The 25,043-nt window shown below is 37.6% G+C and carries 29 protein-coding genes and 1 pseudogene; 2 read left to right on the top strand and 28 right to left on the bottom strand.

Annotation, left to right across the window (positions count from 1 at the left end):
• Nucleotides 1–71: 71 nt before the first annotated feature.
• The 12 genes from M5V91_RS24645 to M5V91_RS24590 all read right to left on the bottom strand — a co-directional run bounded on the left by M5V91_RS24645 (nt 72) and on the right by M5V91_RS24590 (nt 11,288).
• Nucleotides 72–962 carry an ATP-grasp fold amidoligase family protein gene (locus M5V91_RS24645; RefSeq protein WP_251174196.1) on the bottom strand — a complete coding sequence of 297 codons (891 nt, stop codon included), beginning with the start codon at nt 960–962 and terminating at the stop codon, nt 72–74.
• Between the two features lie 40 nt (nt 963–1,002).
• Nucleotides 1,003–1,707, bottom strand: coding sequence for a glycosyltransferase (locus M5V91_RS24640; RefSeq protein WP_284521565.1), 705 nt, complete (start codon nt 1,705–1,707; stop codon nt 1,003–1,005).
• A complete protein-coding gene (locus M5V91_RS24635) occupies nt 1,656–2,081 on the bottom strand; it encodes a glycosyltransferase (RefSeq protein WP_284521564.1) in 426 nt (141 codons plus the stop codon). Before M5V91_RS24635 ends, M5V91_RS24640 begins: the two co-directional genes overlap by 52 nt.
• A gap of 18 nt (nt 2,082–2,099) precedes the next feature.
• Complete coding sequence (locus M5V91_RS24630) at nt 2,100–2,762, bottom strand: glycosyltransferase (RefSeq protein ID WP_284521563.1); 663 nt, start codon at nt 2,760–2,762, stop codon at nt 2,100–2,102.
• A 392-nt stretch (nt 2,763–3,154) separates the two neighbouring features.
• The gene (locus M5V91_RS24625) at nt 3,155–4,294 is read right to left on the bottom strand and encodes a glycosyltransferase family 4 protein (protein ID WP_251174199.1); all 1,140 of its coding nucleotides are present in this window, start codon (nt 4,292–4,294) and stop codon (nt 3,155–3,157) included.
• A 2-nt stretch (nt 4,295–4,296) separates the two neighbouring features.
• Nucleotides 4,297–5,139 carry an NAD-dependent epimerase/dehydratase family protein gene (locus M5V91_RS24620; protein WP_251174200.1) on the bottom strand — a complete coding sequence of 281 codons (843 nt, stop codon included), beginning with the start codon at nt 5,137–5,139 and terminating at the stop codon, nt 4,297–4,299.
• Nucleotides 5,136–5,765, bottom strand: coding sequence for a sugar transferase (locus M5V91_RS24615; RefSeq protein WP_251174201.1), 630 nt, complete (start codon nt 5,763–5,765; stop codon nt 5,136–5,138). The genes M5V91_RS24620 and M5V91_RS24615 overlap by 4 nt, the downstream gene beginning before the upstream one ends.
• Before the next feature lie 191 nt (nt 5,766–5,956).
• Nucleotides 5,957–6,835: a UTP--glucose-1-phosphate uridylyltransferase GalU gene (gene galU, locus M5V91_RS24610; RefSeq protein WP_251174202.1), complete on the bottom strand. Its 879-nt coding sequence runs from the start codon at nt 6,833–6,835 to the stop codon at nt 5,957–5,959.
• A 13-nt stretch (nt 6,836–6,848) separates the two neighbouring features.
• Nucleotides 6,849–8,669, bottom strand: a complete 1,821-nt coding sequence (locus M5V91_RS24605; protein ID WP_251174203.1) for a polysaccharide biosynthesis protein — start codon at nt 8,667–8,669, stop codon at nt 6,849–6,851.
• 325 nt (nt 8,670–8,994) lie between these two features.
• Nucleotides 8,995–9,756: a tyrosine-protein phosphatase gene (locus M5V91_RS24600; RefSeq protein WP_251174204.1), complete on the bottom strand. Its 762-nt coding sequence runs from the start codon at nt 9,754–9,756 to the stop codon at nt 8,995–8,997.
• A gap of 97 nt (nt 9,757–9,853) precedes the next feature.
• Complete coding sequence (locus tag M5V91_RS24595; protein ID WP_251174377.1) at nt 9,854–10,525, bottom strand: CpsD/CapB family tyrosine-protein kinase; 672 nt, start codon at nt 10,523–10,525, stop codon at nt 9,854–9,856.
• Nucleotides 10,526–10,547: 22 nt separating this feature from the next.
• Nucleotides 10,548–11,288, bottom strand: coding sequence for a YveK family protein (locus tag M5V91_RS24590; RefSeq protein ID WP_251174205.1), 741 nt, complete (start codon nt 11,286–11,288; stop codon nt 10,548–10,550).
• A gap of 214 nt (nt 11,289–11,502) precedes the next feature.
• Between M5V91_RS24590 and M5V91_RS24585 the strand changes: the two genes are divergently transcribed.
• Complete coding sequence (locus M5V91_RS24585) at nt 11,503–12,303, top strand: SGNH/GDSL hydrolase family protein (protein ID WP_251174206.1); 801 nt, start codon at nt 11,503–11,505, stop codon at nt 12,301–12,303.
• Between the two features lie 45 nt (nt 12,304–12,348).
• Here M5V91_RS24585 and M5V91_RS24580 read toward each other — a convergent pair whose 3' ends face one another.
• From M5V91_RS24580 to M5V91_RS24520, 13 genes and pseudogenes are all read right to left on the bottom strand, one after another.
• Nucleotides 12,349–12,498, bottom strand: a complete 150-nt coding sequence (locus M5V91_RS24580; protein WP_251174207.1) for a hypothetical protein — start codon at nt 12,496–12,498, stop codon at nt 12,349–12,351.
• A 59-nt stretch (nt 12,499–12,557) separates the two neighbouring features.
• Nucleotides 12,558–12,905, bottom strand: a complete 348-nt coding sequence (locus M5V91_RS24575; protein WP_251174208.1) for a hypothetical protein — start codon at nt 12,903–12,905, stop codon at nt 12,558–12,560.
• Nucleotides 12,906–12,978: 73 nt separating this feature from the next.
• Entirely contained in the window at nt 12,979–13,791 is an 813-nt protein-coding gene (locus M5V91_RS24570) for a hypothetical protein (protein ID WP_251174209.1), read from the bottom strand.
• Nucleotides 13,792–13,814: 23 nt separating this feature from the next.
• Nucleotides 13,815–14,126 (bottom strand): hypothetical protein, encoded by a 312-nt coding sequence (locus tag M5V91_RS24565; protein ID WP_251174210.1) that lies wholly within the window; start codon nt 14,124–14,126, stop codon nt 13,815–13,817.
• A complete protein-coding gene (locus M5V91_RS24560) occupies nt 14,101–14,373 on the bottom strand; it encodes a hypothetical protein (protein WP_251174211.1) in 273 nt (90 codons plus the stop codon). Before M5V91_RS24560 ends, M5V91_RS24565 begins: the two co-directional genes overlap by 26 nt.
• Before the next feature lie 181 nt (nt 14,374–14,554).
• Nucleotides 14,555–14,758, bottom strand: coding sequence for a hypothetical protein (locus M5V91_RS24555; RefSeq protein ID WP_284521562.1), 204 nt, complete (start codon nt 14,756–14,758; stop codon nt 14,555–14,557).
• A gap of 131 nt (nt 14,759–14,889) precedes the next feature.
• On the bottom strand, nt 14,890–16,293 hold the full coding sequence (locus M5V91_RS24550; RefSeq protein WP_284521561.1) for a glycoside hydrolase family 26 protein: 1,404 nt from the start codon (nt 16,291–16,293) through the stop codon (nt 14,890–14,892).
• Nucleotides 16,294–16,539: 246 nt separating this feature from the next.
• Complete coding sequence (locus M5V91_RS30715; protein ID WP_369426001.1) at nt 16,540–16,761, bottom strand: Ig-like domain-containing protein; 222 nt, start codon at nt 16,759–16,761, stop codon at nt 16,540–16,542.
• A 93-nt stretch (nt 16,762–16,854) separates the two neighbouring features.
• A pseudogene (locus M5V91_RS24540) lies at nt 16,855–17,730 on the bottom strand (Ig-like domain-containing protein); the annotation flags it as partial.
• Nucleotides 17,731–17,741: 11 nt separating this feature from the next.
• Nucleotides 17,742–19,415 (bottom strand): M30 family zinc metallopeptidase, encoded by a 1,674-nt coding sequence (locus M5V91_RS24535; RefSeq protein WP_284521560.1) that lies wholly within the window; start codon nt 19,413–19,415, stop codon nt 17,742–17,744.
• 20 nt (nt 19,416–19,435) lie between these two features.
• A complete protein-coding gene (locus M5V91_RS24530) occupies nt 19,436–19,615 on the bottom strand; it encodes a hypothetical protein (RefSeq protein WP_284521559.1) in 180 nt (59 codons plus the stop codon).
• Nucleotides 19,616–19,782: 167 nt separating this feature from the next.
• Nucleotides 19,783–20,436, bottom strand: a complete 654-nt coding sequence (srtD, locus tag M5V91_RS24525; protein ID WP_251174214.1) for a class D sortase, LPxTATN-specific — start codon at nt 20,434–20,436, stop codon at nt 19,783–19,785.
• 1 nt (nt 20,437) lies between these two features.
• Nucleotides 20,438–21,466, bottom strand: a complete 1,029-nt coding sequence (locus M5V91_RS24520; protein ID WP_251174215.1) for a processed acidic surface protein — start codon at nt 21,464–21,466, stop codon at nt 20,438–20,440.
• A 204-nt stretch (nt 21,467–21,670) separates the two neighbouring features.
• Between M5V91_RS24520 and M5V91_RS24515 the strand changes: the two genes are divergently transcribed.
• Nucleotides 21,671–21,889: an excalibur calcium-binding domain-containing protein gene (locus M5V91_RS24515; protein WP_374940689.1), complete on the top strand. Its 219-nt coding sequence runs from the start codon at nt 21,671–21,673 to the stop codon at nt 21,887–21,889.
• 43 nt (nt 21,890–21,932) lie between these two features.
• On the opposite strand, the gene M5V91_RS24510 is transcribed toward M5V91_RS24515, so the two are convergent.
• From M5V91_RS24510 to M5V91_RS24505, 3 genes are all read right to left on the bottom strand, one after another.
• Complete coding sequence (locus M5V91_RS24510) at nt 21,933–23,414, bottom strand: peptidoglycan D,D-transpeptidase FtsI family protein (RefSeq protein ID WP_369426000.1); 1,482 nt, start codon at nt 23,412–23,414, stop codon at nt 21,933–21,935.
• 47 nt (nt 23,415–23,461) lie between these two features.
• Nucleotides 23,462–23,944 (bottom strand): NTF2-like N-terminal transpeptidase domain-containing protein, encoded by a 483-nt coding sequence (locus M5V91_RS30710; protein ID WP_369425915.1) that lies wholly within the window; start codon nt 23,942–23,944, stop codon nt 23,462–23,464.
• A 310-nt stretch (nt 23,945–24,254) separates the two neighbouring features.
• Nucleotides 24,255–24,476 (bottom strand): hypothetical protein, encoded by a 222-nt coding sequence (locus M5V91_RS24505; RefSeq protein WP_251174218.1) that lies wholly within the window; start codon nt 24,474–24,476, stop codon nt 24,255–24,257.
• Between the last annotated feature and the right edge of the window lie 567 nt (nt 24,477–25,043).

Below are 25,043 nucleotides of genomic sequence, written 5' to 3'. Positions count from 1 at the left end.
CATTACTATTTTATTTGCTTGTCTTTGTAGAGATATCCTAGTTATTGATTTAATTTTTCGAGTATAAAAAATTAGGCTTTTTTTATTAAAGATATATTTAGAAAATCACCCATTTTATAATCATACTCTATTGGTTCAAACGGTTCACTGCCCGAGAAATGGAAGAACGTACATTCTCCAAATATTACTTTGTTACTTTCTATATAAAAATCTACTCTCATATGTGGAAACCCTCCCGATAGAATTCTTGAATACTCAAGTATATCGTCTAACTCTTTTGGACGAGGCAATATATTTCCACTATTCGGATAATGGTTTTTCACAGGTATATGATTCCAATCTAAATCATAAAAATCAAATTTAGTGGTATGTTCTCCTCTATCTGTAGCGACAAACAGGCATTTTGGCTCTCCATTAAAACAAAAAACTTTATAATCCTTTGGTGGTTTTCCATCATCAGTTTTTATTAACTTCTCAACAACTATTCTTGGTTTAATATCTTTATAGACCCACTCAAGCGAGTCAAAGTAGTGGCTGGTCTTGAGCCAACTTTTAAACTTTTTCTTTTCTAAATTCCAGTTTATTCGTGATTTATCAGTACAAATCAGGTTTTGTCCACAACCGTGAGTTACCTTCATTACAAATTCATCAGGTAACTGATCTAAATCAATATCCTCAACGTTATCATATACGCCATACAATTCATTAAGTATGTGATCTAATCCTTTGTCTTTGACATATTCCCTAACGGAATATTTATCAGCGCATATGGTAGCCTTTGGATCAAACCAATTTAATTTTAACCACTGTAACTTTTCATTGAAGGTTTGGGGATTCTTAAGATTTAGTTTATATCCTGCATGACGTTTAAACTCCATTTTAAGAGTAGATTCAGGCCATATTTTAAAAGCTGAATATCTGATTATATTAAATGCTGCTTGTATCAATTTTGGGCGCTTCATTTAAATACTCCTTATAGATTTTATTAACACTTGACATTTATTATAATGATTCTAAAAACTTCAATAAATTGCTTGCACTTACATTTGAAGTATATCTAGTTGCTATTGTCACTCTCGCTCTTTTTCCCATTTCGATGGCATTATCAATGTTTCCAATCATTTTTTTCATCGACTGTATAAGGGCATCCTCATCTTGGATTGGAATCAAATACCCATTCATACCATTTTCAATTAAATCAGCAGGGCCTGTCGGACAATCAGTAGATATACAAGGTAACCCTATGGCCATTGCTTCCATTAATGAATTTGGCATACCTTCTGCATCAGAGGAAAGAATATACATATCCGATTCTTGCAGAATTTGATTAATATTTCTTGTTCGGCCACATAAAATGATCCTATCATTCAGCTTAAGCTTATTTATATAATCGTATAAATCGTTATATAAAGAGCCTTCTCCATATATTCTCAATATAATTTGGTTGTTTTCTTGTGCAATTTTTGAAAATGCGCGAATTAACATAGGATAGTTTTTCTGCTTCTCTAATCTTCCAACTGCAACGATGTTTCTAATTTCCTTGTTCGTAAAAACCTTTTTATTTTGAATAAATTCGTTTGCTATAGGATTTGGGAAGACAACAATATGCTTTTGTAACCATAATGGAAAATACTTTTTTTGTTTTTCATTTTGGACTATACACCTTTTTGAAAAAAAGACTGATACATTTCTAAGAATTCGTAGCACTTTTTTTGTGGGCTATATCTAGGATCAATACGAATAGTTTCAATTATTTTCAGAGGCAGTGATAAACTGGCAATTGTAGCCATTATTCCAACATGAGATATGAAAGGTAAAACAAAGTCTGGGTTAATTTCTTTAAACTTTCTTCTCAGGTTAAATAATTTTTGTACTTGGGACATCGCAACATACTCAGACTTACCCTCTGAAATTGTATGAAAATTCACTTTTCGTTCGACTGGGTATTCATTATCCACTCTATAAAATACAAGCAAGTGAACATCGCTACCTAATTTCGCCAACTCACTGGACCATATGGAAACGACTCTTTCTGCACCGCCACTAGATAAAAAAGGAATCACAAATAATATTCTTTTCATCTTAAACATCCTCTAATTTTATTGCTGTTCGATTACGTTTTCCCATTTATTAATAACAATTTTACTATCAAACATCTTTGCTGTCGTCTTCGCTTCATTACCGAGTTGGGATGAAAAATCTTTATTAGTTATTAGTTTATTAATGGTATCAGTAAGTCTTTCTGTGTCCCCAATAGGAATTAATAGACCATTCACTTCATCTTTTATAATTTCATTTGATCCAGCACAATTAGTTGATATGCATGGTAGCCCCATCATCATCGCCTCGAGTAAAGCATTAGATAAACCTTCATAATTAGATGAAAGTACAAAAATCTCAGCATCTGAAATCACTTCATGAATATTTGTGACGGTTCCAGGTAAGAAAACTTTATCGTTTAGATGTAATTCATTTATTTGCTGACTTAATAAATCTCTTAAGTGGCCCTCCCCATATATAAACAATTGATACTCAGGATGTTCTTCATTGACTTTTGCAAAAGCATCTATTAACATTGCCTGATTTTTTTGTTCTGATAACCGTCCTACTGAAACAAGCTTTTTCTTTTTATTTTTTGAAGCTCCAGTAGCAACATTAATAGGGTTCGGTATAATGATACCTTTTTTTGAATTTTTTTGGAAAACAGGATTGAGCCCATTTGGTTTGAAATACAATTGCTTTGCTATAAGAATAAAGTACATAGGTAGATAATCTTACAAACACCGACCTACCATCAGCTGCTGGATCATTCCTCTCTGATATTAGAATTCTTTGATTCAATCCTAGACACGCTAGTAATGTTATTAGGTTAATTCTTGCTACGAATGAAACTATTCTATTTGGTTTATAGTTTTTTACATACTTCCTAATACTTGATAGCCAATTAGGCAACTGTGAAAACCTGGATTTTCCTTTTTTAATTATTGGTATTAAATTAATGCTATTACTTAAAGAATAATCACATTTATCGTCTAATAACATTAAAATATCGACTTCCCAACCTTTGCTAGCATATCTATTCGCTAGAATAGATATTACTCTTTCTGCCCCACCTTTTCCCATACTACCAATAATGAATGCTATTCGATTAGAACTATTTGTTACCTGCATTAGTAGATCCCTCATTGTATATTTCCGCCATTATTTTCATGACATTCTCTTTTCCATATTGCTTAACTCTATTTTTATTGAATTCACCAAATTGATTTCTCAAGAAAGAATCTTCCTTTAAAATGTTGATTCTACTAGTAAACCCCTCAATATCACTAGCTTTAACTAAATATCCCCCTTTTTCTTCTTCAATTAAATCATAATTACCTCTAATATCAGAACACACTACAGGCAAACCTGATGCCATTGCTTCCATTAGAGATACTGAAAGACCTTCTCTATATGAAGGAAAAGCAAAAATATCTGCAGCTTTGCATATCTCAATTATGTCTTTCCGAAATCCTAATAATTTCACTTGTTCTTTTACACCTAGCTCCTTTGCTAGTTCTTTTAAATGTTTATTTAAAGGTCCCTGACCACAAATTACATAGTAAATTTTTTTATTATTTAAATTTGCTAATGCTTTTATAATCACTTCATGGTTTTTGTTCTTATTCAACTCTCCTACCGAAACAACAATTAAACTATCCTGGGGTATCCCTATAAGACTAGGTTTATCTTTTTTATTGACAGATATTTCACTATACTTCATAGTATCTATACCAACACCAGGCACATATTCAATTTTCTTTGCTTTAAACTTTTTAGCTCTATTATAATCTTCCTTATTAATGGTTATAAGTACGTCAGTATATCCCGCTAATAATCTTTCAACAGGGTAGTATAACAACCAATTTATAAAAGGTGCACCTTTATAAAAATGAAAACCATGAGCTGTATAAATGACAGTTGTCCCATTTTTTCTTGCATCCCGGGCAGCTAGTCTCGATAAAGCCCCACCTATTGGAGTATGGCAATGAATTATATCAAATTCATTATTCTCTATTAATTCTTTTAATTGTTTGTATGCCTTGATGTTTTTTAATTTTAAAGGAGCCCTCTCAAATGGGATATCATAGTAATTATCACAATAGGGTATTTCACATTTTTCATTATCTTCATAATCATTTTTTGCACAAACATATGTCTCAAATCCATTTTCTTTAAACCACTTTAAATACGGAATATGAAATACCATAATATGTGCTTTTACTACTGTAGCGACAAATAATACTTTTTTCATATTTATTTCTCCGTTAATTTTATTGAAGTTTCAAAGTCACATACTGTATATCTATGTTTATACTCGGACATAGACTTATCATAAACTAAGTCACCAAATACCTTATTGACTGTATCATGCCTCACTAACCTTAAAAAAGAATTAAAAACTTTTGTCATTTGGACATGAGTCCCGTTTATCCTAGCGATCAACTTCACCATTTCAGATGTACAAACATACTCATCATTTTGCGGGAAAAATAATCCTTCACAATAATCCTCAATTAATAATCTTACAAATTCACACAAGTTATCTATATAAATCATACTTCGTTTATTCTTTATATCTGGAAAAACGGGGATTTTTAAAGCAAGCTTAGCTAATCTAGAATAATTTCCTTTACATCCTTTACCATAAATCATTGGGGGACGTATGATCGAAACTCTAAATACCTCATCACTTAAAGACTCTATTAATTTCTCAGCTTGAAGTTTAGAATTCCCATAATTACTTTTAGGTTTAAGGGGAGAATTTTTATCTATTACACCACTTTCAATTCCATAAACACTCATTGAACTTAGAAATATAAACTGTTTAACACCTTCACCTTTTGCCATTTGGGCAACTTCATAAGCTAAATCCCGGTTTACCTTGTAATAACTCTCAGCATTGTCTTTTGTTTCTTTAATGTGAGCTATTCCAGCTACATGAAGGACAACATCATACTTCGAGAAATCTTTTTCCTTCCATGAATCATTTCTTAAACTAATTGAATCTATTAGATATTTCTCAGGATAATTCCTCAACCACTTATCTATACTTATACCTACGTAGCTGTTTTCTCCTGTTATTAGTATTCTTTTCATAATGAATTGCGCTCCTTAGCACTTGCAACTTCTTTCTTAGAACCAGTTCCACCTTCTACAACCCCTTCACTCTTAACAACACTCACGATTGTTAAGAAAAAACACTTAACATCCATCAAAAAACCTATTTTTTCTACATACTCTCCATCCAATTTGGCTTTCACTTCAATAGGTAGTTCATCTCTTCCATTAATCTGCGCCCAACCTGTAAGTCCAGGAGGTACATTATTAGCATTGTACTTATCACGTTCTAAAATTAAATCATACTGATTCCAAAGAGCTGGCCTCGGCCCTATAATGCTCATCTGTCCAACAAATATATTCCAAATTTGAGGTAGTTCATCTAAACTTGTTTTTCTCAAAAATTTTCCGACATTAGTAATATATTGTTCTGGATTTTTCAATAAGTGAGTTGGTGTATCCTGAGGAGTATCAATTCTCATGGTCCGGAATTTCAAAATATTAAAATGAGTCTTATTGATCCCTACACGTTTCTGTTTAAAAAGTATTGGCCCCTGTGATTCTAGTTTTATTACTACAATTAGTAAGATAAAAATTGGCGATAAAACAATTAGTCCAACTAAAGATAGAACGATATCAATCAACCTTTTTATTTTCAAATACATCTTGGTCCACTCCTTGAGAGTTTAATTTAGTATCTTAGGACTTGACTGGATTATTTCAGTGCATCATTCAATAATCCAACCAACTACTAACCTACTAATTTCATTCATTAAAAATATCGTTATTTAACCCATACAAAAGAGAGCCCCGCCCACAATTTAAATTTATGAACAGGGTCCAAAATTTCACTTTTTTACTTAACCGTTCTTGTATCTATAACCTCTTCAAGGTAATTAAGCAAATCAGATCTCAAGCTATCATTTTGCAATGCCATTTCAATGGTAGTCTTAATAAAACCAAACTTCTCTCCAACATCATACCGGACACCTTCAAAGTCATAAGCAAACACACGCTGTATTTGGTTAAGCTTTTGAATAGCATCAGTAAGTTGAATTTCCCCACCTGCACCTAATTCCTGCTGTTCTAGAAACATGAATATTTCGGGGTTTAAAATATAGCGTCCCATGATAGCTAAGTTTGATGGTGCTGTTCCTAGCTTTGGCTTTTCAACAAAATTATTTACTTGGTAACGACGCCCTAACTGACCTGCAGGATCAATAATTCCATAGCGATGTGTTTCATCATTAGGTACAGTTTGCACCCCAATTACGGACGAAAGGGTGGACTCATATTCATCCATTAACTGACGCAAGCATGGTTTTTCGGATTGAACAATATCATCTCCGAGCAGTACCGCAAACGGCTCATCTCCTATAAACTTCCGTGCACACCATACCGCATGCCCAAGTCCTTTAGGCTCTTTTTGCCTGATATAATGAATGTCAACTTTCGAAGGTTCTTTTACCTTTTCAAGAAGATCAAACTTTTGTTTTTGAATTAGGTTATCTTCTAGCTCAAAAGAATTATCAAAATGATCCTCAATCGCACGTTTCCCTTTACCAGTAACAATAATAATATCTTCAATCCCTGATGCCACTGCTTCTTCAACAATATATTGAATAGTGGGTTTATCAACTATTGGTAACATTTCTTTTGGCATTGCCTTTGTTGCTGGCAGAAATCTTGTACCTAATCCCGCTGCAGGAATAATGGCTTTCCGTACTTTTTTCATTTAATTCTCCCCCTTATTCAGCCATCAATAGAATGTTGTTTTTTCTCTTATTGGCCAAATTCAATACATATTCACTAATCTCACCAGCTGACATGCGATCGAACTGTTCAACTAAAAAATGAACCTCATCTTCCTGTTCAAGCACAGCTTTCCCAATAAAAATCTTCGGAAAAACCGTTTCCTTATGAACTTCTTTTTCATTAAGAAGCTCCTCATACATCTTCTCCCCAGGACGAACGCCAGAGAATCTAATTCCAATTTCTTCTTCTTTATAACCAGAAAGAGTGATTAGGTTACGAGCCAAATCCACAATCTTAACCGGCTCACCCATATCAAGCACAAAGATCTCACCACCGCGAGCCAACGCACCCGCTTGCATCACAAGCCTAGAAGCCTCAGGTATCGTCATAAAATACCTCGTCATATCCGCATGTGTAACCGTCACCGGTCCGCCAGCCTGAATCTGCTTCTTAAACAGCGGAATAACACTGCCACGGCTACCAAGCACATTCCCAAATCGAACAGCCACAAACTTGGTAGTACTATGCTTATCCAGCTCCTGAATCACCATCTCCGCAATCCGCTTTGTTGACCCCATCACATTCGTAGGATTAACAGCCTTATCCGAAGACACCAAAACAAATGTCCCAACACCAAAGGTATCTGCAGCTTCAGCAACATTCTTCGTTCCAATCACATTATTTTTTACAGCTTCCTTGGGATTGTACTCCATCAAAGGCACATGCTTATGAGCAGCCGCATGATATACAACATCCGGTTTATGCATTTCCATTACTTCAAATATCCGATCCCTGTCCTGAATGTCCGCAATAACCGGCACAATTTCCATTTCGCCTTTATACTTATTCCTTAACTCCATATCAATCAGGTAAATGGAGTTCTCTCCATGTCCCAAAAGTAGAATCTTCTCTGGTTTAAATTTGCATACCTGGCGGCAGATTTCCGATCCTATTGACCCGCCTGCACCTGTTACTAAAACGGTCTTTCCAGTCAACTTTTCAGAGATACTGTCAATATCCAGCTTGACTGGCTCTCGTCCCAGCAGATCTTCTACCTGCACATCCCTGAATTGATTAACAGACACCTTCCCAAGCATTACATCTTCAATCATTGGCATGATGACTGTCTTGGCTTTTGTTCCGGCACACTCTTCAAATATTCTTTGCATCTCTTTTTTATTAAGAGAAGGGATGGCAATGACAATTTTATCAATATTCAGAGTTTCCACTGTCTTCGAGATATGTTTGGAACCTCCAACCACAGGTAAACCATGTATGTGTAATCTATACTTTTTTGGGTCATCATCGATAAATGCAACCGGTTTAATTTCAGTGTCTTGATTTTTGAGGAGCTGCCTTGCAAGCATTGTTCCGGCAGCACCGGCTCCTACTATTAAAGCACGCTTTTGTTCTATAGTTGATTTAATATATCGATCCCGGTAGACACGCCAGGAGAAACGTGAACCTCCTATTAATAGAACGTGCATCATCCAGGCAAGCATTAAAGCCCGGAAATAAACATCCCCTATTAACAGCTGCTGCATTACTCCTGTCGTCATGATAGATAGTGATACTGCCTTTACAATCGCCACGAGTTCTCCAACACTCGCGTATTCCCATGCCTTGTTATAAAGCCTGTAAGCAGATGCAAAGAAATGATGGCTAAGCAGCAGCGTAATAGAGCTAACAAGCAATGTTTCGGATTTAATCCATGCCAGCGTTGGGTGAAGCGTCAAAACACTCACATATATAGCTGATAAAACAATTAATGAGTCCAATAAAACCAACAGTGTCAGCCGCTTTTGGTACGTCAAATAAATAGCCTCCTTCTTAAATATAGTTCATATTACCTATTTCAAATCCATTATTGTCCGTTTTAAGGCAAAAATAAATATCTAATGGGAACACAGGAATGGTCCTGTACTTTCATTAGATATCTAGGACATTATCTAACAATATAATGTAAGCGGATTCGTATATGGTTATTTTAAATATTTAGATTGGGGCATTTAACCCCTCCTCACACCATGCTACTGACAACTGTGTGTCTAAGGTGATTTTACTCACCCACAGCATGGCCGAGTGCCTCCATTGATAAAGGCCAGGAGGCATCGCCTAGTTATATACAACATGGAATGGTTAAAAAATGCCAAGAAACTTTTTGCGTTTAATTCTCTCAGGCAGTTCTTTCATTATATTGCTGTTCTCAACTAGGAGCTCTGCATTCTCTTTAAAAAGATAAACCATATCAGGTCCGTATTTAGAATCGACTAAATCCATTGCTTCAGCCATTTTAAACGTGCGGTTCTTCACATTATGAGCATCTGAGGCGATAAAATGGGTTAAGTTAAACCCTATCAATTGCTCAGAGAACTTTTTTATATTCTTTCCGAAATACCCGCAAAGACTGGATGCCGTCACCTGGGTTAACGCGCCTTTTTCAACAAATTGATATAACAAATCCGGCTGTTCCATTAACTGCTTATTCCGCTCGGGATGAACAATAATTGGAATCAATCCCTGCAGCTGAATATCAAACAGGAGTTTTTCAGCATATCTCGGTACATGGTTAGAAGGAAATTCAATAAACATATACTGTGATTGACTAAGAGAAAGAATCTCTCCATTACTTAAACCTTCTACTATTTCCCCATAAATCCGAACTTCCTGGCCAGGAAGGATTTCCAGTGGGATTGATGCCTCTTTCAAACTATTATTTAAATCAATTACAGCATCAATGATTTCATCTTTTGTATTTCGATAGGATTGATTATGATGAGGAGTGGCAATGATGGAGGAGATCCCCTCTCTAACCGCTTCTTTCGCCATGTCCAAACTGTCTTCTATTGTTTGGGCACCATCATCTATCCCCGGCAAGATATGACAATGTATGTCAATCATCCCTTCCACTCCTTTCAATATATGACAAAAAGTCCTTCTTCTGTCATGTTAACATTTTAACTTCAATACGGTAAAGGGTGTAATTTGTCGAATTTTGTTAATTCGTACCGTAATAATAGTAATGCTGTGATTCTTTCATTTTCTTGTTGTTTAATACAACTCCTAATAGCTTCCCTTGCGCTGCTACTAACAGCTCCTTCGTTTTCACCAATTGGTCTTTTTCCGCTTTCCCGCTGCCCGCTACAAGAATGGTACCCTGACATTTATTCGAAAGAATTTGGGCATCTGTTACCGCTAATACTGGCGGAGTATCAAATAAGATAATGTCGAATTCCTCCAGGGCTGCCTTCATAAAGTAATCCATTGCCTTTGATCCCAGCAATTCAGATGGATTAGGAGGAATCGGACCGCTTGGAAGGATGAATAGGTTTTTCATATCAATAGCCTTAACAGATTCCATAAGCGTCATCTGGTTTGTGAGCACACTCGTTAATCCGCTCGTATTCATAAGGTTAAACGTATAATGCACTGTCGGTTTCCGCAGATCAGCATCTACCAGGAGCACCCTTTTGCCTTGCTGGGCAAAGACTACTGCGAGATTGGCAGTTGTAGTTGACTTTCCTTCTCCCGGACCTGATGAAGTAACCATAATAGTGCGAATCTCTTCATCCACTGATGAAAATTGAATATTTGTCCGGATGGTCCGGTACTGCTCAGAAATTGGAGACTTTGGATCGTTCTTTGTAACAAGCTTTCGCTTGTGCTCCATCACTTTCTTCTTTTCTCCCTTTTTAAGAACCAACAGTCTCACCTCTTAACCTAGTTTTGCGGTCGGAACGGCTCCCGTTTTCAGCAGTGTCATCCATTTGAGCAATCACACCGAGGACTGGAAGCCCAATCGTTTTTTCAATATCTTCTTCGTTCTTAATTGTATTATCAAAATATTCAAGCAGGAACGCCAATCCTACACCAGCCATTAAGCCAACAACTAAAGCAATGGCGATATTTAAAAGAGGCTGCGGTTTAACTGGAGCCTGATTTTCTCCTACTTCCGCCTTCGCTAGAATGGTTACATTATTTACGTTCATAATTTCCACGATTTCTTTCTGAAACACTTCTGCTGTGGTATTGGCGATATCAGCTGCTCTTTTTCGATCTTCATCCTGAACAGAAATAGTTACCACCTGAGAGTTTTGTTCACTCTGAACGGTAATTTTCTGATTCAACTCACCTGTTGTCATATCAAGCTTGAGCTCTTCCTTTACTAATTCAAGAATGGCAGCACTCTTAATAATGACATTATATGTATTGATCAGCTGCAGGTTGGTTTGAACTTCACCCGCACTATATACACTTTGTTCATCTTTTGCCTGATTCACCAGAATCTGCGTAGAAGATTGATATATTGGTGTTAGAAAAAAGTAACTGACTATTCCGCTGATCATGACTGCCAGAATCGTAATGGACAGGATAAGAGTCACTCTTTTTTTCAGCGTATGGAATAGTTCTTTTAGACTAATCGTTTCTTCCATGATATCCTCCTAAGGAAAAATAAATAACAAAACTCAAAATATTATATCATATCAAGTTGCCATTTTTGTTATTTTTTGTCATAATTTTAATGAAAATGTAACCATTTTGTTATTACTATTCCTATTTAACTATAAAATGACATTTTTTGATAGGCGAAATTTTAAATTGGGAAATTTTACATTTATAAAATTAAATCCTTTGTTGGAGGTAATTATGAAGAAGTTTTATATTCTATTGCTGGCCATCTCCTGTGGGGTGGTCCTATACTGGGGCAATTCCCATTGGAAGGAAAGAACTGTCCTTTCTACAGATGCAACTAGTCAAGAGACAAAGAAAACTGCGGAACCCGCCGAAGTTGCGGAAGAGATTGACAAAAGAATAGATATTGAGGAATTTCAAAAGATATCAGTTAACTGGCCTGCCGAAGCCAAAAGAAGATTTGAACAAACACTCTTAGAAGGCATCCCTTATAAAATCCTTCTTGCAGGATCTACAGCTTTAGGCAGTAATGAAGATGGATGGGCGTCCTCAGCAAAGAAAAAGCTTGAAGAGACCTTCGGGGAGGGCTCCATCGAGGTAGACATTCAAGTCTTTGACGGCACTTCAATGGAGTTCAGCGATCAGGATAAAGTTTCCGATATGATTGATGCAGAAGCAGATCTTATCGTTTTAGAGCCGTTCACTTTGCAGGATAACAGTTTCGTTCGGATTGAAGACTCCCATGCTCATATTACTAATTGGATTTCAGCAGTAAAAGAAAAAAATCCTGACACCGTGTTCATTCTTCAGCCTCCAAATCCAATTTATGATGCAAACTATTACCTTGTCCAGATTGAAGAATTAGAGAAATTCGCTGAAACAAACGATATTCCTTATCTTAACCACTGGTCTGCATGGCCCTCTACAGATTCAGAGGAAATCATACCGTATCTGAACAAAGAGAATGAAGCTCCTAGTGAGAAGGGTCATGAACTGTGGAGTAAATATGTAACTGACTTTTTTATTAGCAAATAAAAAAATGCAAACCAGCCCAGCCGGTTTGCATTTTTTCTGATTTCCTTACTTCTCCCCTTTATAACTTACCTTCACACCGGCGCTTTCCTTCATACCTTCACTTTGTACCGTTATATAAACACTGCCTGCTTTTTTGCCAAGCTGGCTGATGCTGATACCAGCAGATGTTTTAGTCACTTTTCCTGACTTAGCCAAAAGTTTGCCGCCTTTGGAAGCATTATAAACTTTGACAACATCCCCTTTTTTAAGCTTGCTTACGGTAATGACATCTTTTTTTGATTTATTGTTTGTAATTTCACCTGGCTTGATTTCACTGGATTCGCCTGCTCACCAGTGAAAGATACAGCTGTCCTTTTACTTTCCGTCATACTTGGCGAGGTAACAGTGACGTAGATCTTCCCTGCTTTTTCACCAATCTGATTCACACTGATGGTATCAGCGGATCCTGTGCTCGTTTTTTGGGCAATCAGCTTTCCTTTTGCTGAAGCATTGTATACCTTGATCACATCCCCCTTTTTAATGCCGGAGATGCGAATGGAATCTTTCTTTCCTTTATTATTGGTTACTGTTACTTTACTTGAAGCGAGTCCTGGGGCTTGCATATAAAGCTTAAAGGAATAAGGGATATCAATACTGCCATAATAATTCTTGATCTGCAGATAATAAGTTCCTTTTTCAGGGAAACCTGCAGTGCTGCATTGCCCTTAACAGCTTCACTTCCATTTGTGTATAGGTCTTTATAACCTTGCCGGAGCTGTTCTGGATATGTGCATATAACTCCATTCCAGCCTTCTGAGGAATCTGCAGATTTACCAGACCATCCTTTGGTACTGAAAACTTATAGAAGTCGATATCGTTATAATCTTGAAGATTCCCTTTGTAGGTTTGGTTTAAGTTAACCGCTGTTGCGTTTGTTAAATTATTATTAAATTCCTGTTCATAATAATTACTTGATGTATATTTCACCTGAAACTCGTAAGGTTTATCTATTCCATATGAATAATTACTTATTAAAACATAGTAAGTTCCTTTTGGTAATCCAACTTCCCTTGCCACATTACCTTCGATCATTTCACTGTCACCTGTGTAAATTTTTGTGTATATGTTCCCCTTAGTATCCTGTATATGGGCATACCATATGGTTCCCGGACTTTGCTTTATAGATAATGCGACATTTCCTGGCTTTGTAAGGGTAAATTTAAAGAAATCCTTATCATCCGAATTCTGCAGGTTTCCCTTATAGATTTTATTGAGGGTTAATCCGTTTGCAGTTGTAATGGAATTATTAAACTCCTTTTCATAATAATCTGTTGCTGTATATTGAACTTTCATTTGGTAAGCTGTTTCAAAACCATCCGAATAATTTTCAATCTTTACGTAATAGGTGCCTGCCGGAAGCCCTACCTCTGCAGCTGAATACCCTGTAACCATCTCACTATCGTCTGTATACATATAATCATAGACATTTCCTTTTGTATCCTGTGACATCAGGCTGATTCCCAATCAAAAGCTTAATGTTTCCTGGCTTTGTTAGAGTAAATGTAAAAATCTTTATCATCATATCTTCTAAGCATTCCAGCATAAACCTTATTTAACTCTATCGCATTTGCTGCTGTAAGAGAATCATTGAACTCTTTTTCATAATAATTGGATTGTGTATATTGAACCTTAAATTCATAATTCACTCCTATTGCACCGGAGTAGTTTTCAATTTTTATGTAGTAGGTGCCCGCCGGCAGGCCAACAGCTCTTGATGCATCTCCGCTCACCATTTCACTGTCATCCGTTATGAACGACTCAAACACCTGGCCTGAACTGTTCATAATCTCTCCATCCCAAGTAGAATTGTGTTTTTGTTTTATTGCCAGTGATATTCCCTGGTGCCGAAATGGTAAATTTATAGAAATCCTTCTGGTCATAATCTTTAAGTACACCTTTATAGGTCTGATTAAGATTAATAGCCTTCGCATCTGAAATGGATGCAGCCGCCTTTTCTGTCCCCCACATTAAAAATGCACAACATGCAAGAAGTGCAAAGAGGAAACTTTTCATCGTTTTAGTTGCTATCAAGTGTATCTCTCCTTTAATAAAATTAAGAATATTTTATCCCAAATTACTTATTTTGGATATATTTTATTTCCATTTAACCAGAACTTTTTTACTATATTGTGAGAAACAAAAAAAGAGAAAAGGCATTTGCCTCTTCTCTTTTTATTCAATTATGGGCTAGGCGAGTTATATAAACTAAGACTCAATAATAAAGATGCAAATTTCCATCTTTAAATTCATACTTCATATCAAAACCCTTTAGGATTTCCATAAGTGGAAGGCCTGTTATTTCTCTTTTTTCAAAAAAGGCAGCTTTGTCTATCTTCAAAGTCTCCTGCTTTACTTTTAGGCTTTTTCCTTTGTTGGCTACTTCATATGTTTGTTTACTTTTTTCTTTTACATTCATGTCCAGATAATCCCGTACAAACTGAAAATCAACGTATAATTGTCCACCATAATAAAAGAAGAAATCTCTGTACGAATAAGTCTCATTCTTAGCTGGACTCTCCTCTACTTTTGATAAATAACGATTTGTTTTTATATTGTTTGAGTATGCATTGAGAATGCTTTTTTCTCTGTAATGGCGTAATTATTGATTTTCCTTCCTTCCGGCGCATTAACAAGATTATTCACATCAAAGTAGTAAATAAATTTAACACGCGGATATAGTTCAGGAAGGTATTTATACATCCGGGTTATCTTTTCAACAGCGAAGTCGTCATGATGCTTCCCATCTGTCACGGTGTAATTGGTTGCCCCGAATTCACCAATGACAATAGGTTTTTTATGGCTGTAAGTGTTATATACATAGTCCAATAAACGCAGCGGATCTTCAAAATCCGATTTTGCTTCGATATTATCATTATGATAGAAAACGTTATAAATATTGACGCCAACATAGTCGACATATTCATCACCGGGATAGAATTCATCAATCGTTGATTCCGGCATCGTAAAGACATTCCAGAGCATCATGACGTTAGGGGCTTCTTCCTCCATCACTTCATGCACCAATTTCCATTTCTCGATGTATTGCTCGGAATGACCCGAATAAAAGGTCCAGGTTCCGTTCATTTCACTTGCGTAGCGTAAAAGGATCGGGACCTTTAATTCACCAGCATCCTTTGCGAATTGCCTCAAATACTCATCATCCTTCACTTCATCCAGTCCATTATTCGGCTCCCATGCTACCTGCGGGAAGCCGCCTGCCGCGATGACTTCTTCAGCCCACTCCTTCGGAAATGGCTTTCCATACCCGACGTATCTGAAATAGGAGGCATGTGTTTTTCCAGTAAGCTTGTTGAATGTGTTCATGCTCGTATTTATATATTCATCCTGCAAAACATAACCACCCAGGTATATGCCGCTTCTCGGTTCATATTTTTCACCCGGAACATTTTCCTTATGTACAAAAATCGTAGAGCCTAGTTCCTGATCATAAGGCTTTTTGGTCTGCTCCTCAGGACTTTTAATAGAGACAGTGTTCGTTTGCTTATCATAAAAGAAGTCCATTTGAAACCCCAAGTATTTTTCAACAGACTGATCGGGGACATAGATAATACCGTCTATTATTTCATATCCGCACATTTCATCCTTAGCCAAATTGCAATTTTGAATTAATCCATTGTTATAAGTAACACTTCTATCTTTATAACTAATCGTTAGCTTATCTTCATTTTCCTCTGTTTCCACTAACGTGATGGCTTTTAAATCAGGCAGGGATATATAGAGCGAACCATTCTTTTCACCAATAGGATGAAGTAATTTATAATGATTTCCGTCATAAACAACATTGTCAGAATACCCAACAACATTCATTTTTTCACTGTTATGTTTAATTCTATTCCAGATTTCAGCAGGCTCTATAATGATGATTCCAAATAGGCAGATAAGGAAAAACGCAGTCACAACAGAGAGTACTAGCTTTTGTTTCGACATCATATTAAATCCTTTCTTTACAAGTAATTGTCCATAAGACTGTTTTGGGGCATATATTTTTATTCTAACAATGTGCCTGATGGACAGCTGTAAAGATTCTGTTAATTTATAGCAAATGTTTGTAAATAGGATGTTTCATTGCTGTTATCATTATTCACAAAGAGTCGTACCGGAAACCTCTTTCAGGGATTTCCCTATCAATGTGTCATAAAAAAAGAGAAAAGGCCGCAGCCTTTCCCCTTCAATTTATTAACGCTTCTTCACAGTTATTTTTGCCGACTTCCCGGTATTGCCTGCCTTATCTTTGGCATAAACATAAAGGATTTTTCCTGTTTTCTGTTTGGCTATCTTTACTGAAAAACTGCCTGATTTGGCGGCTTTAGCAGACCCAATTACCTTAGTGCCAGCTTTTACATATACCGTGGAATAAGCTTCAGCTTTTCCGGTTACTTTTGTTGATGAGGATGTCACCTTGTTAACGGAAGGCGTTTTAGGCGGCGTTTTGTCCTTCACCGTGATTTTTGCTGCCTTGCTTGTATTGCCTGACTTATCCTTTGCCGTTACATATAAAACGGTGCCAGCATTTTGAGCTGATTTGATTGTGACAGTGAACTTTCCATCTTTAGCTGCTGTAGCTGTACCGAGTATTGTGCTTCCTCTTTTCACAGTAACTCTGGACCCGGCTTCTGCTGTTCCTGTAATTTTTTTATCAGTGTCTTTCATCGAATTTACTTTTGGTGCGGCCGGAGCTGTTTTATCTATTACTGTTACTTTAGCCATTTTGCTTACATTGCCGGCTTTATCTGCCGCTGTCAAACTCAGTACAGTGCCGGCTTTTTGTGCAGATTTCAAGCTTATAGTGAACTTCCCATACTTATCAGCAGTAGCCGAACCGAGTGTACTGCTTCCTTTCTTGACTGTCACTTGTGACCCCGCTTCTGCCTGCCCCGTTACCTTTTTATCATAATCTTTTACAGGGTCAGCCTTTGGCGATGCAGGAGCAGTTTTGTCTATTACCGTAACATTAGTTACTTTACTTACATTCCCAGCCTTATCAGTGGCGGTAATCGTTAAGACCGTTCCTGCTTTTTCAGCAGCCTTTAATGCTACACTAAACTTTCCGTCTGTTCCTGCTGCAGCCGTGCCAAGAACAGACGAGCCTTTTTTCACTGTCACTGTAGAGCCCGCTTCTGCCTGGCCTGTTACCTTTTTATCATAGTCTCTTACAGGATCTGCTTTAGGTGCTGCAGGAGCAGTTTTATCTAGTACCGTAACCTCGGTCTCAGGACTTTTATTTCCGGAGCTATCTTCCGCCGTCACCGATAAAACTGTTCCTGCCTTTTGCTTTGCTATTGCAGCACTGAAATTCCCGCTGCTGTCAGCAGTTGCAGTACTCAGCAGAGTATTTCCAGCTTTCACTGTTATTTTACTGCCTTCTTCTGCTTTTCCTGTTACAGTGCTATCCTGGTCACTGACCGGATTAACTGTTGGAGCAGCAGGGGAGTTGCATCCTCTTCCTCACCAACAAAGGTATATGTAATATCCGCCCCTTTGTCCACTGGAATCTCATTTGATGCCTGGGTAACAATGGCACCTCCGCCCCTTAAATTGGTGGATGCTCCTGTATATAGTCTCGGCTGCAGAGCATTAAAAGCCTGCTCACCTTTAAATCCATATTGCCCGTCGTGCTGCTTCAACAAAAGTGCTCCACGGAAATTTGTCATCGTCTTCCCAAATGTAAGTGACGGATCCACATACTTCTTCATGACATTTTCTACTGCCCTATAGTCATTATTGGAATCCTTCAGGATTTCTTTAAAAATAGCATTGCCTTTGTTCGCCTGAAGCTTCACATATTGCCCGAATAAATAGGATAAAGAGTAATTGGCAAGTGTATCTCCATTATTGTCCCAATAAAGAAGTGAGTGTCCTCTGGCAATTGAATTGGAATAATTGTAATAATCGATTCTGTCAGTCAACGGCTGCCCTGTGTACACTTGTTCTGCCGCCATGGCCAAGGCTTCATCAAGCCAGATATCCATGCCGTCTTCATCACCTTCAATAAAGACATTCTGGTTGAAGTTGACCATATGCTGAAATTCGTGAGCCAGCGTTTCATAGGATGCTGAAGGATCTTTTGCTGCACCGGTCCCCATTAGCGGATAGGTATCCACATAGAAGATCTCTGATTGGTTTGAATACTGAATATTATACAGGTCCCCCGGATAGAAATACCCGGCTATATAACCTCCGCTCCCATTAAATCCATCCTGGATATCATAAGCAAGAATATTAACTTTTCCGTCACCATCCACATCCGATTCATTAGCGAAATGGTTTGTAATAATCGGATGAATGCCTGCATCAAACTCTTTGCCAAGATCTTCAGCCTGCTTCTGTGTCAGCTGGCTGTTATTTACCCACACATTCGCTTTTGACCCGGAATAAAGCAGGGTTGCATTTATCTGATAATCCGCATTGGAGTAAAAATCGTACACCCAGAAATACTTTGATTGTCCCAGCTGATAAGCAGATCTTTTGCTTTTATAGCTTCCCAGCTGCTTCCCTTTATTCTTCCTTACATCAAAGGGCTTCTTAACATCTAGTCTGTACGCATCCTGCTTCAGCTTTTTATTGGAAGCATATTTCTCATTATTGATTGAGAACTGCCCAGTGGTTTGAAAGGAATCCCCTAAAACGGATTCATTGCTGATGAGGGTATATTTGTTCGATGGTCCTTCCTCTTCACCTTTATAAAAAGGATTTTTCACTTTTAACAAGAAGGCATCTGAATAATATTCTGAATAAATACTTTTTGAAACACCCAGACGCATATAAATGTATGGCTGTTCTGCAAAATAGGATTTATCAATATATGACTCCAAATAAGCGCTCTGGATACCGTACAAATCATAGTCCACAGACCCCAGGAACGCAAAGCTGTCATTTTCCTCTTCATAAAATTCAAGGGAGACAATGGAATCTTTTGAATAATACGCAGATGATTGATAATAGAATTCAAGCATCATTCTGGAATCGGTATATTCCAAAACATCTTCAAACCATATATGATGATATGAATTCCAGCTATCCAGTAATGTACCAGCAAAATCACCAGGTTCCATTAAAGGAAAGTCATCTTTAGTTACAGTCCTAATATCTTTTGTGGCCTCTTTAACCTTTTTGGGAGCCCCTCCTTATGGATGGTTTCCTTCAGACGGCTGGCTTTGGCCGTATTCTCTTTCTCCACTCCCAAAACTGTGATGGGCTGGACTGCAAGAAGCAATACCAGAAACAAGCATATTACCCTTTTGAACTGACTCATCTCTTTTCCTCCGCTATTCAAATTCCTATCACTCTACTCACTTTTGAAATTAGTAGAATATGTATATTATATAGGGATATTTATCTAATGGTTGTCGAAAATAGGAATACAAAAATTTTTTTCTATAAAAAAAAGTCCCCCTTATTAAGGAGACTCTGTTAATCTCTTTACTTTTTGGATATGAGATGGGCAACCAGAATGTATCTTTGTGGTGCATCACCAATAAAATCAAATGGGTAGCAGGTTGTAACCGTCAGCATAGCACGCGGTTTAGGGACAATTACCGTCCTGTCGTCCGCATCCACAATCCGCACTTTATTGACACGGTACTCAAAGGTTCCGGCCTTTGTCGTTACTTCCAGAATATCTCCTTCGCCTACTTCACCCAGCCTTCTGAAGACCGTATCTCTATGACCGGAAAGGACAGAGTTATCTTTTTCCCCCGGCATTACACTGCCGGCATAATGCCCTACGCCTTTTTCAAGCTCATCTTCATCTGTTCCATGGATAATCGGCAGCACGGATTTGATTTTCGGGATGTACAGCTCACCGATTTCCTCGCCTACTTCCGGCTTATCCGGGTATAAAACTTCCTTTTCTTCTTCCTCTTCCACTTTTCCTGCTGCAGAGACTTCTTTCTTTAGCTCCATTTCTCTTTCAGGCGCATTCATCTTATAAGAGATATACCCTTTTCCAACTTTATAGACGCTTGTCGTAGTAAACCAAAGCCCCAGCACAATTAAGCTTAAACTAAAGAAAAGAAGAAGCAGCCGCTTTCTGTGGCTGACTTCTCTATTCCTTCGGCTTTTCTCTTGCCTCATATTATCTTTCCCTTACTCTGCGGAATAATGTCATGCCGACCATAATCCCGAGCAGTCCAAGAACCCCATATATAAGATTGTTGGAAGCTGTATTTGGGAGCTTTCCGCCTTTTACTGTTTTATTTTCAGAGGAAGGCTTTTTCACCTTTTCCACTTTTTCCGCTGCATTTGTAATATCCTTGCCTGTTTCTTTAATTAAATCTGAATCAAACATTTCACCTGTGATGATGATATCTGCCAGGAAATCGCCTGCCAGATTATAAATACTGATTTTCAGCTTGGCATTGATCAATTCCTTCATATTTACTAATTCAAGAAGAGTCAGGTTCTTTTCAGTACCTTTAGTGATAAGAGTATACTCTGCTTTTACCTGATAAATGGAAAGCAGTTCATCAAAAATTGACAGCAATTCCTCTACTTGTTCTGAACTCAGTTCCCCTGTCTCATCGAACTCTCCAATAGCCATCATCCGATAAGATAATTCCTCCATCCGGGCCATGGTTTCAGGGCTCAAAAGGTCATCCTCTATCGAAATGAGATGATTCTTCAATCTCTCAATCTCTTCATCTGTTAAATCAAATTCAGCTTTAAACACCTCTAATAGTTCCAGAATCATATCTTCATCGACAATCTCATCTTTAGTATAAAAAAATACGCTCTCCTCAAGATCACCGACAAAAATGTAATCCTCCAGTTCTTCACCAAATTCTGCAAGCAAGCTTCTTAAAGACTCCTCATTCAACTCATAATCATCATAGATATATTGAATGTTGCTTAAATCAGCTTTAATTACTTCACCAAGGGACTCACTAAGCTCTTGTACAGAATCATAATCTTCAATAGTTTCATCATACATGGAAAGAACCATTTCAATGTCTTCCTTCGTAACTTCAAAACCCCTGATTGCGCTAATGTCACTTAAATACTGCTTAAATTCTTCCTCAAATTCCGGACTCTGAGCTGAAGCGGCAGGGCTGAACAAACTGAAAATTAAGACTAAAACTGATAGAACAACGCCTAATTTCCTCATAATCTTCCTCATTTCACCATTTTTTCAATACTTCTATATTATATTTCCTGTTCCTATTTTTTACAATAAACAATTTAAGAGATTTAAATTATCATTGATCTGTTATAGAAGATGAATTATATTTATTACATATTTAGGAAAATAGGAGGAGTTATTTTGAGAAAATTGCTTTCAGCCATCATTACCCTATGCCTTTTAGCCTCATTGTCTTTTAGCCCGGCAGCTTCCGCAAAAACTGCCAAAATCAAAACATATAAAAACTGCACAGAGCTTAATAAAGACTATAAAGGAGGAGTAGCACGATCAGCCGGCATTAAGAATAAAGGCGGAAAAACCAAATATAAACCATATGTATCCGCTAAACTCTATGATGCGAACAAGTCAAAAGACAGGGACAAGGACAAAATTGCCTGTGAAAGATAACTGAATCAAAAAAGGGAAGCAGCCATCTGCCTCCCTTTTCTATTTAAAATCGATCTTTATTTTTTTCAAATACCTTCTTTACCTTTTCCACAACAACCTTTGAACCGCCTTTATCTTCAACGCCTTCTATCATCATTGCAATCAGCAGTTTAGGTGCCCCTGGATTATAGGCAACAAACAGGCCGTTTTCCTGTCCTTTTTCCTCTGCACTTCTTTTCAGCTCGGCTGTGCCTGTTTTTCCGGCAAGCGGGTAATCCTTCATATTCGCAGAGTGAGCTGTTCCGGAAGGCTCCTGAACCACTTTGGTGATGGCCGTTTCTACAGTATTGGCTGTTTCCTCACTGATAATATTTTCTTTCCACACCTGATTCTTTTCTTCCTCTCCCATTAATACCGGCTTTATGAGAGAGCCTTTATTGACAATAGGCGTATAGGATGCTGCCAGATGAAGGATGCTCATCTCCACTTCTCCCTGTCCATAGCCTGAATCTGCCAGTTTGATTTCACTGTCCAGACCGCCAATCTGGGATTGTTCGATCGGGAATGGGAAAGGAACCTCTTCTTCAAAGCCAAACTTCTTTAAGCCCGCAGAGAATTTCTCTTTTCCAAGATCAAGTGCCTCTTTAGCGAAATAGATGTTATCTGAGTACATCATGGCTTTTTCAAAATCAACAGGCCCGTTCGGATCCTTAACACGTGTTACCTGATAGCTGCCCCATGATTTGCTCTTTTGCCATTTAAGTCCTTTCACTTGAATGGTTTCATCAAGTGTCAGTGTCCCTTCGGATAGTCCAACAGCTCCTGTGATTGGCTTCATCACAGAACCTGGAGCATAGGTTTGCTTGAATCGGTTCATGAGTGGCATATCCTTGTTCTCTTCAAGCTGCTTCCACTCCTCAGCGGTAAAGCCCAGCGAAGCCTCATTCGGGTCGAAACTTGGACTGCTGACTAAAGCAAGCGTATCACCTGTAACCGGATCAATTGCAGCAGAAGTTCCCGGACTTCCCTTCAGTTCTTCATATAGATGCTTCTGGAGAGTGATGTCGATTGTCAGCTCAATTGTTTCGCCATTTTCCACAGGTTTTTCTGATAACACAACCTCAGAACCATCTTTCTTTGTGATGCCAATTTTGACACCGTTTGTTCCCTTCAGCCGTTCTTCAAGTACTTGTTCCAGTCCTCTTTTTCCAATGATATCAGTGGAGGAATATCCTTTCCCTTCATTCTTCTTTAGTTCATCAGCTGTAATGGGGCCTACATAGCCAACCAAATGAGCTGATGCCTCACCGAAAGGATAGATTCTTCCTTTTATATCCTGTTTCACAACACCTTTCAGAGCAAACGCTTTATCTAGTGTTGCCTTGTCATCCGGGGAGACTTTTTTAATTGGAACAAAGTATCCTGGCTGTACCCAGTCTGCATTCAGGCTCTTGTTGATTTGCTCTTCTGAGATGCCCAAGGCGGATGAGAGACCTTTAATTGTCTGCTCCTTTTGGCCTTCCATCTGCTCAGGAACAACACCAATTTCATATAAAGTTCCGTTTAAAGCCAGCGGGTCACCTGTGCGGTCTACTATATCCCCCGCTGTGCCGGAACGGTGCTGTAGCTGATTTTATCCTCAGGTCCAAGCTCCGGGAAAATATAAGTTGTATCCCAAGCAACAAACCAGCTCTTCTCATCCTCTTTTTCTTCCTTCACCAGGCTGGCGTCATGAGTGAATTCAATTTTTCCTGCTGCGCTATCCATGGAAGCTGAAAATGGAAGAGCAGCCTTTTCTTCCTTCTTATATTCTTTTTCCATATCTGGTTTATATGTAACTTTCAACTTGCTAATCTCTAAATCTTTATATACCTTCTCATAGCGGTTTACAAAGTCCTTCTTGCTGATAGACTCTTTAGCGCTTTTTGACAGAAACTCATACATTTTATCGAACTCTTGCTTATTCCAATGCTCAACATACTGGGCAAAACGGTCTTGAGGCTTAACATCTTTATTGCAGCCGCTCAGCAATGCCAGGAATAGAATAGAAATAAGTAAAACCAACCATCTTTTCATGGAAATCCCTCCTTCCTACATTTTACCATTTATATTGGGAGCGATTCCATTAGAATCCCTTAAATTTTCAGGTTGCAAGCAATTTATTTAATCAAAATATTTATGGCTGGATAAGAAGCTTTTCGAGATTTGGGGTAAACATTTATGAGGCACTAGTTTTTATATAATAAGAATTGTTCTGAACCGCCACATAATCTTGGCAGACTATCATTTCATTGAGGAAAGTGTAAAATCGCGGCGAAACAGAACAGAATAGAAATTTTTTAAGGAATCCTTTATGTGCTTATTAAATTACCGAGTTTTTATATGATTAATGTAGTGCTGATGATGCTTTATTGGAAACTTTATAGAGGTTTTCGAGGCATTCTTTTTTGATGCGATCATGGCAAGTAAAGTCATTGCGGATTTCTGCTTCCAGTTGTGAAACGATTATTGAAAGGTGCTCATCTTTCCTTCTTATAATTTGCTTACAAGATATATAATTTTCAATCTTTTGTTCATAATATTCAATAGTTCCAAATAATGGGCTCAAACAAGTTTCCTCTTTTATTTTATTTCCCGCTTATTAAGCCATTTCCCCCTACTGCATAATCAAACTATAATTTTCAGAATTTTTCATCTGAAAGGGTTTATCAGGCATACGATTCTAAGATAGTCGTATAAATGCATAAGAGATTATTCTGAACAGCAAAGCCACCTGATTATCCCACACTGTTCACTGCCAAATAAAAAAGAGCCTAATAGGCTCCCGAATTTTCTCAAAGGTATTGTATTAATTTTGTATGGTGATATTTTGATTTTCTATAGAGGTTAATAAAAAGGGTTGAAGATGAAGTTGCGCCTAAGATCGTGTTATAAGCAAGGAACCAAAACTTATGCCATTTAATCTTTAATTTCTTGACCATTTTCATCACTCCTTATTAACTTTCCTCCAGCTTAACAAAGGATTATTAAGTCTTCATTAAGTGAATGTAAATTATGGGGTATATATATATATATTTTGATCCATAGTAAAGGGTGCATAGAGTAACATCAATTCCTTTTATCCAACGATTTCAAAATTCTAGGCCCCTATAAAAAAAAGCAAATTAGTCTCAAA

The organism is Cytobacillus pseudoceanisediminis, assembly GCF_023516215.1.
Taxonomy (GTDB): domain Bacteria; phylum Bacillota; class Bacilli; order Bacillales; family Cytobacillaceae; genus Cytobacillus; species Cytobacillus pseudoceanisediminis.
This window is presented reverse-complemented; position numbering and strand designations above follow the sequence as displayed.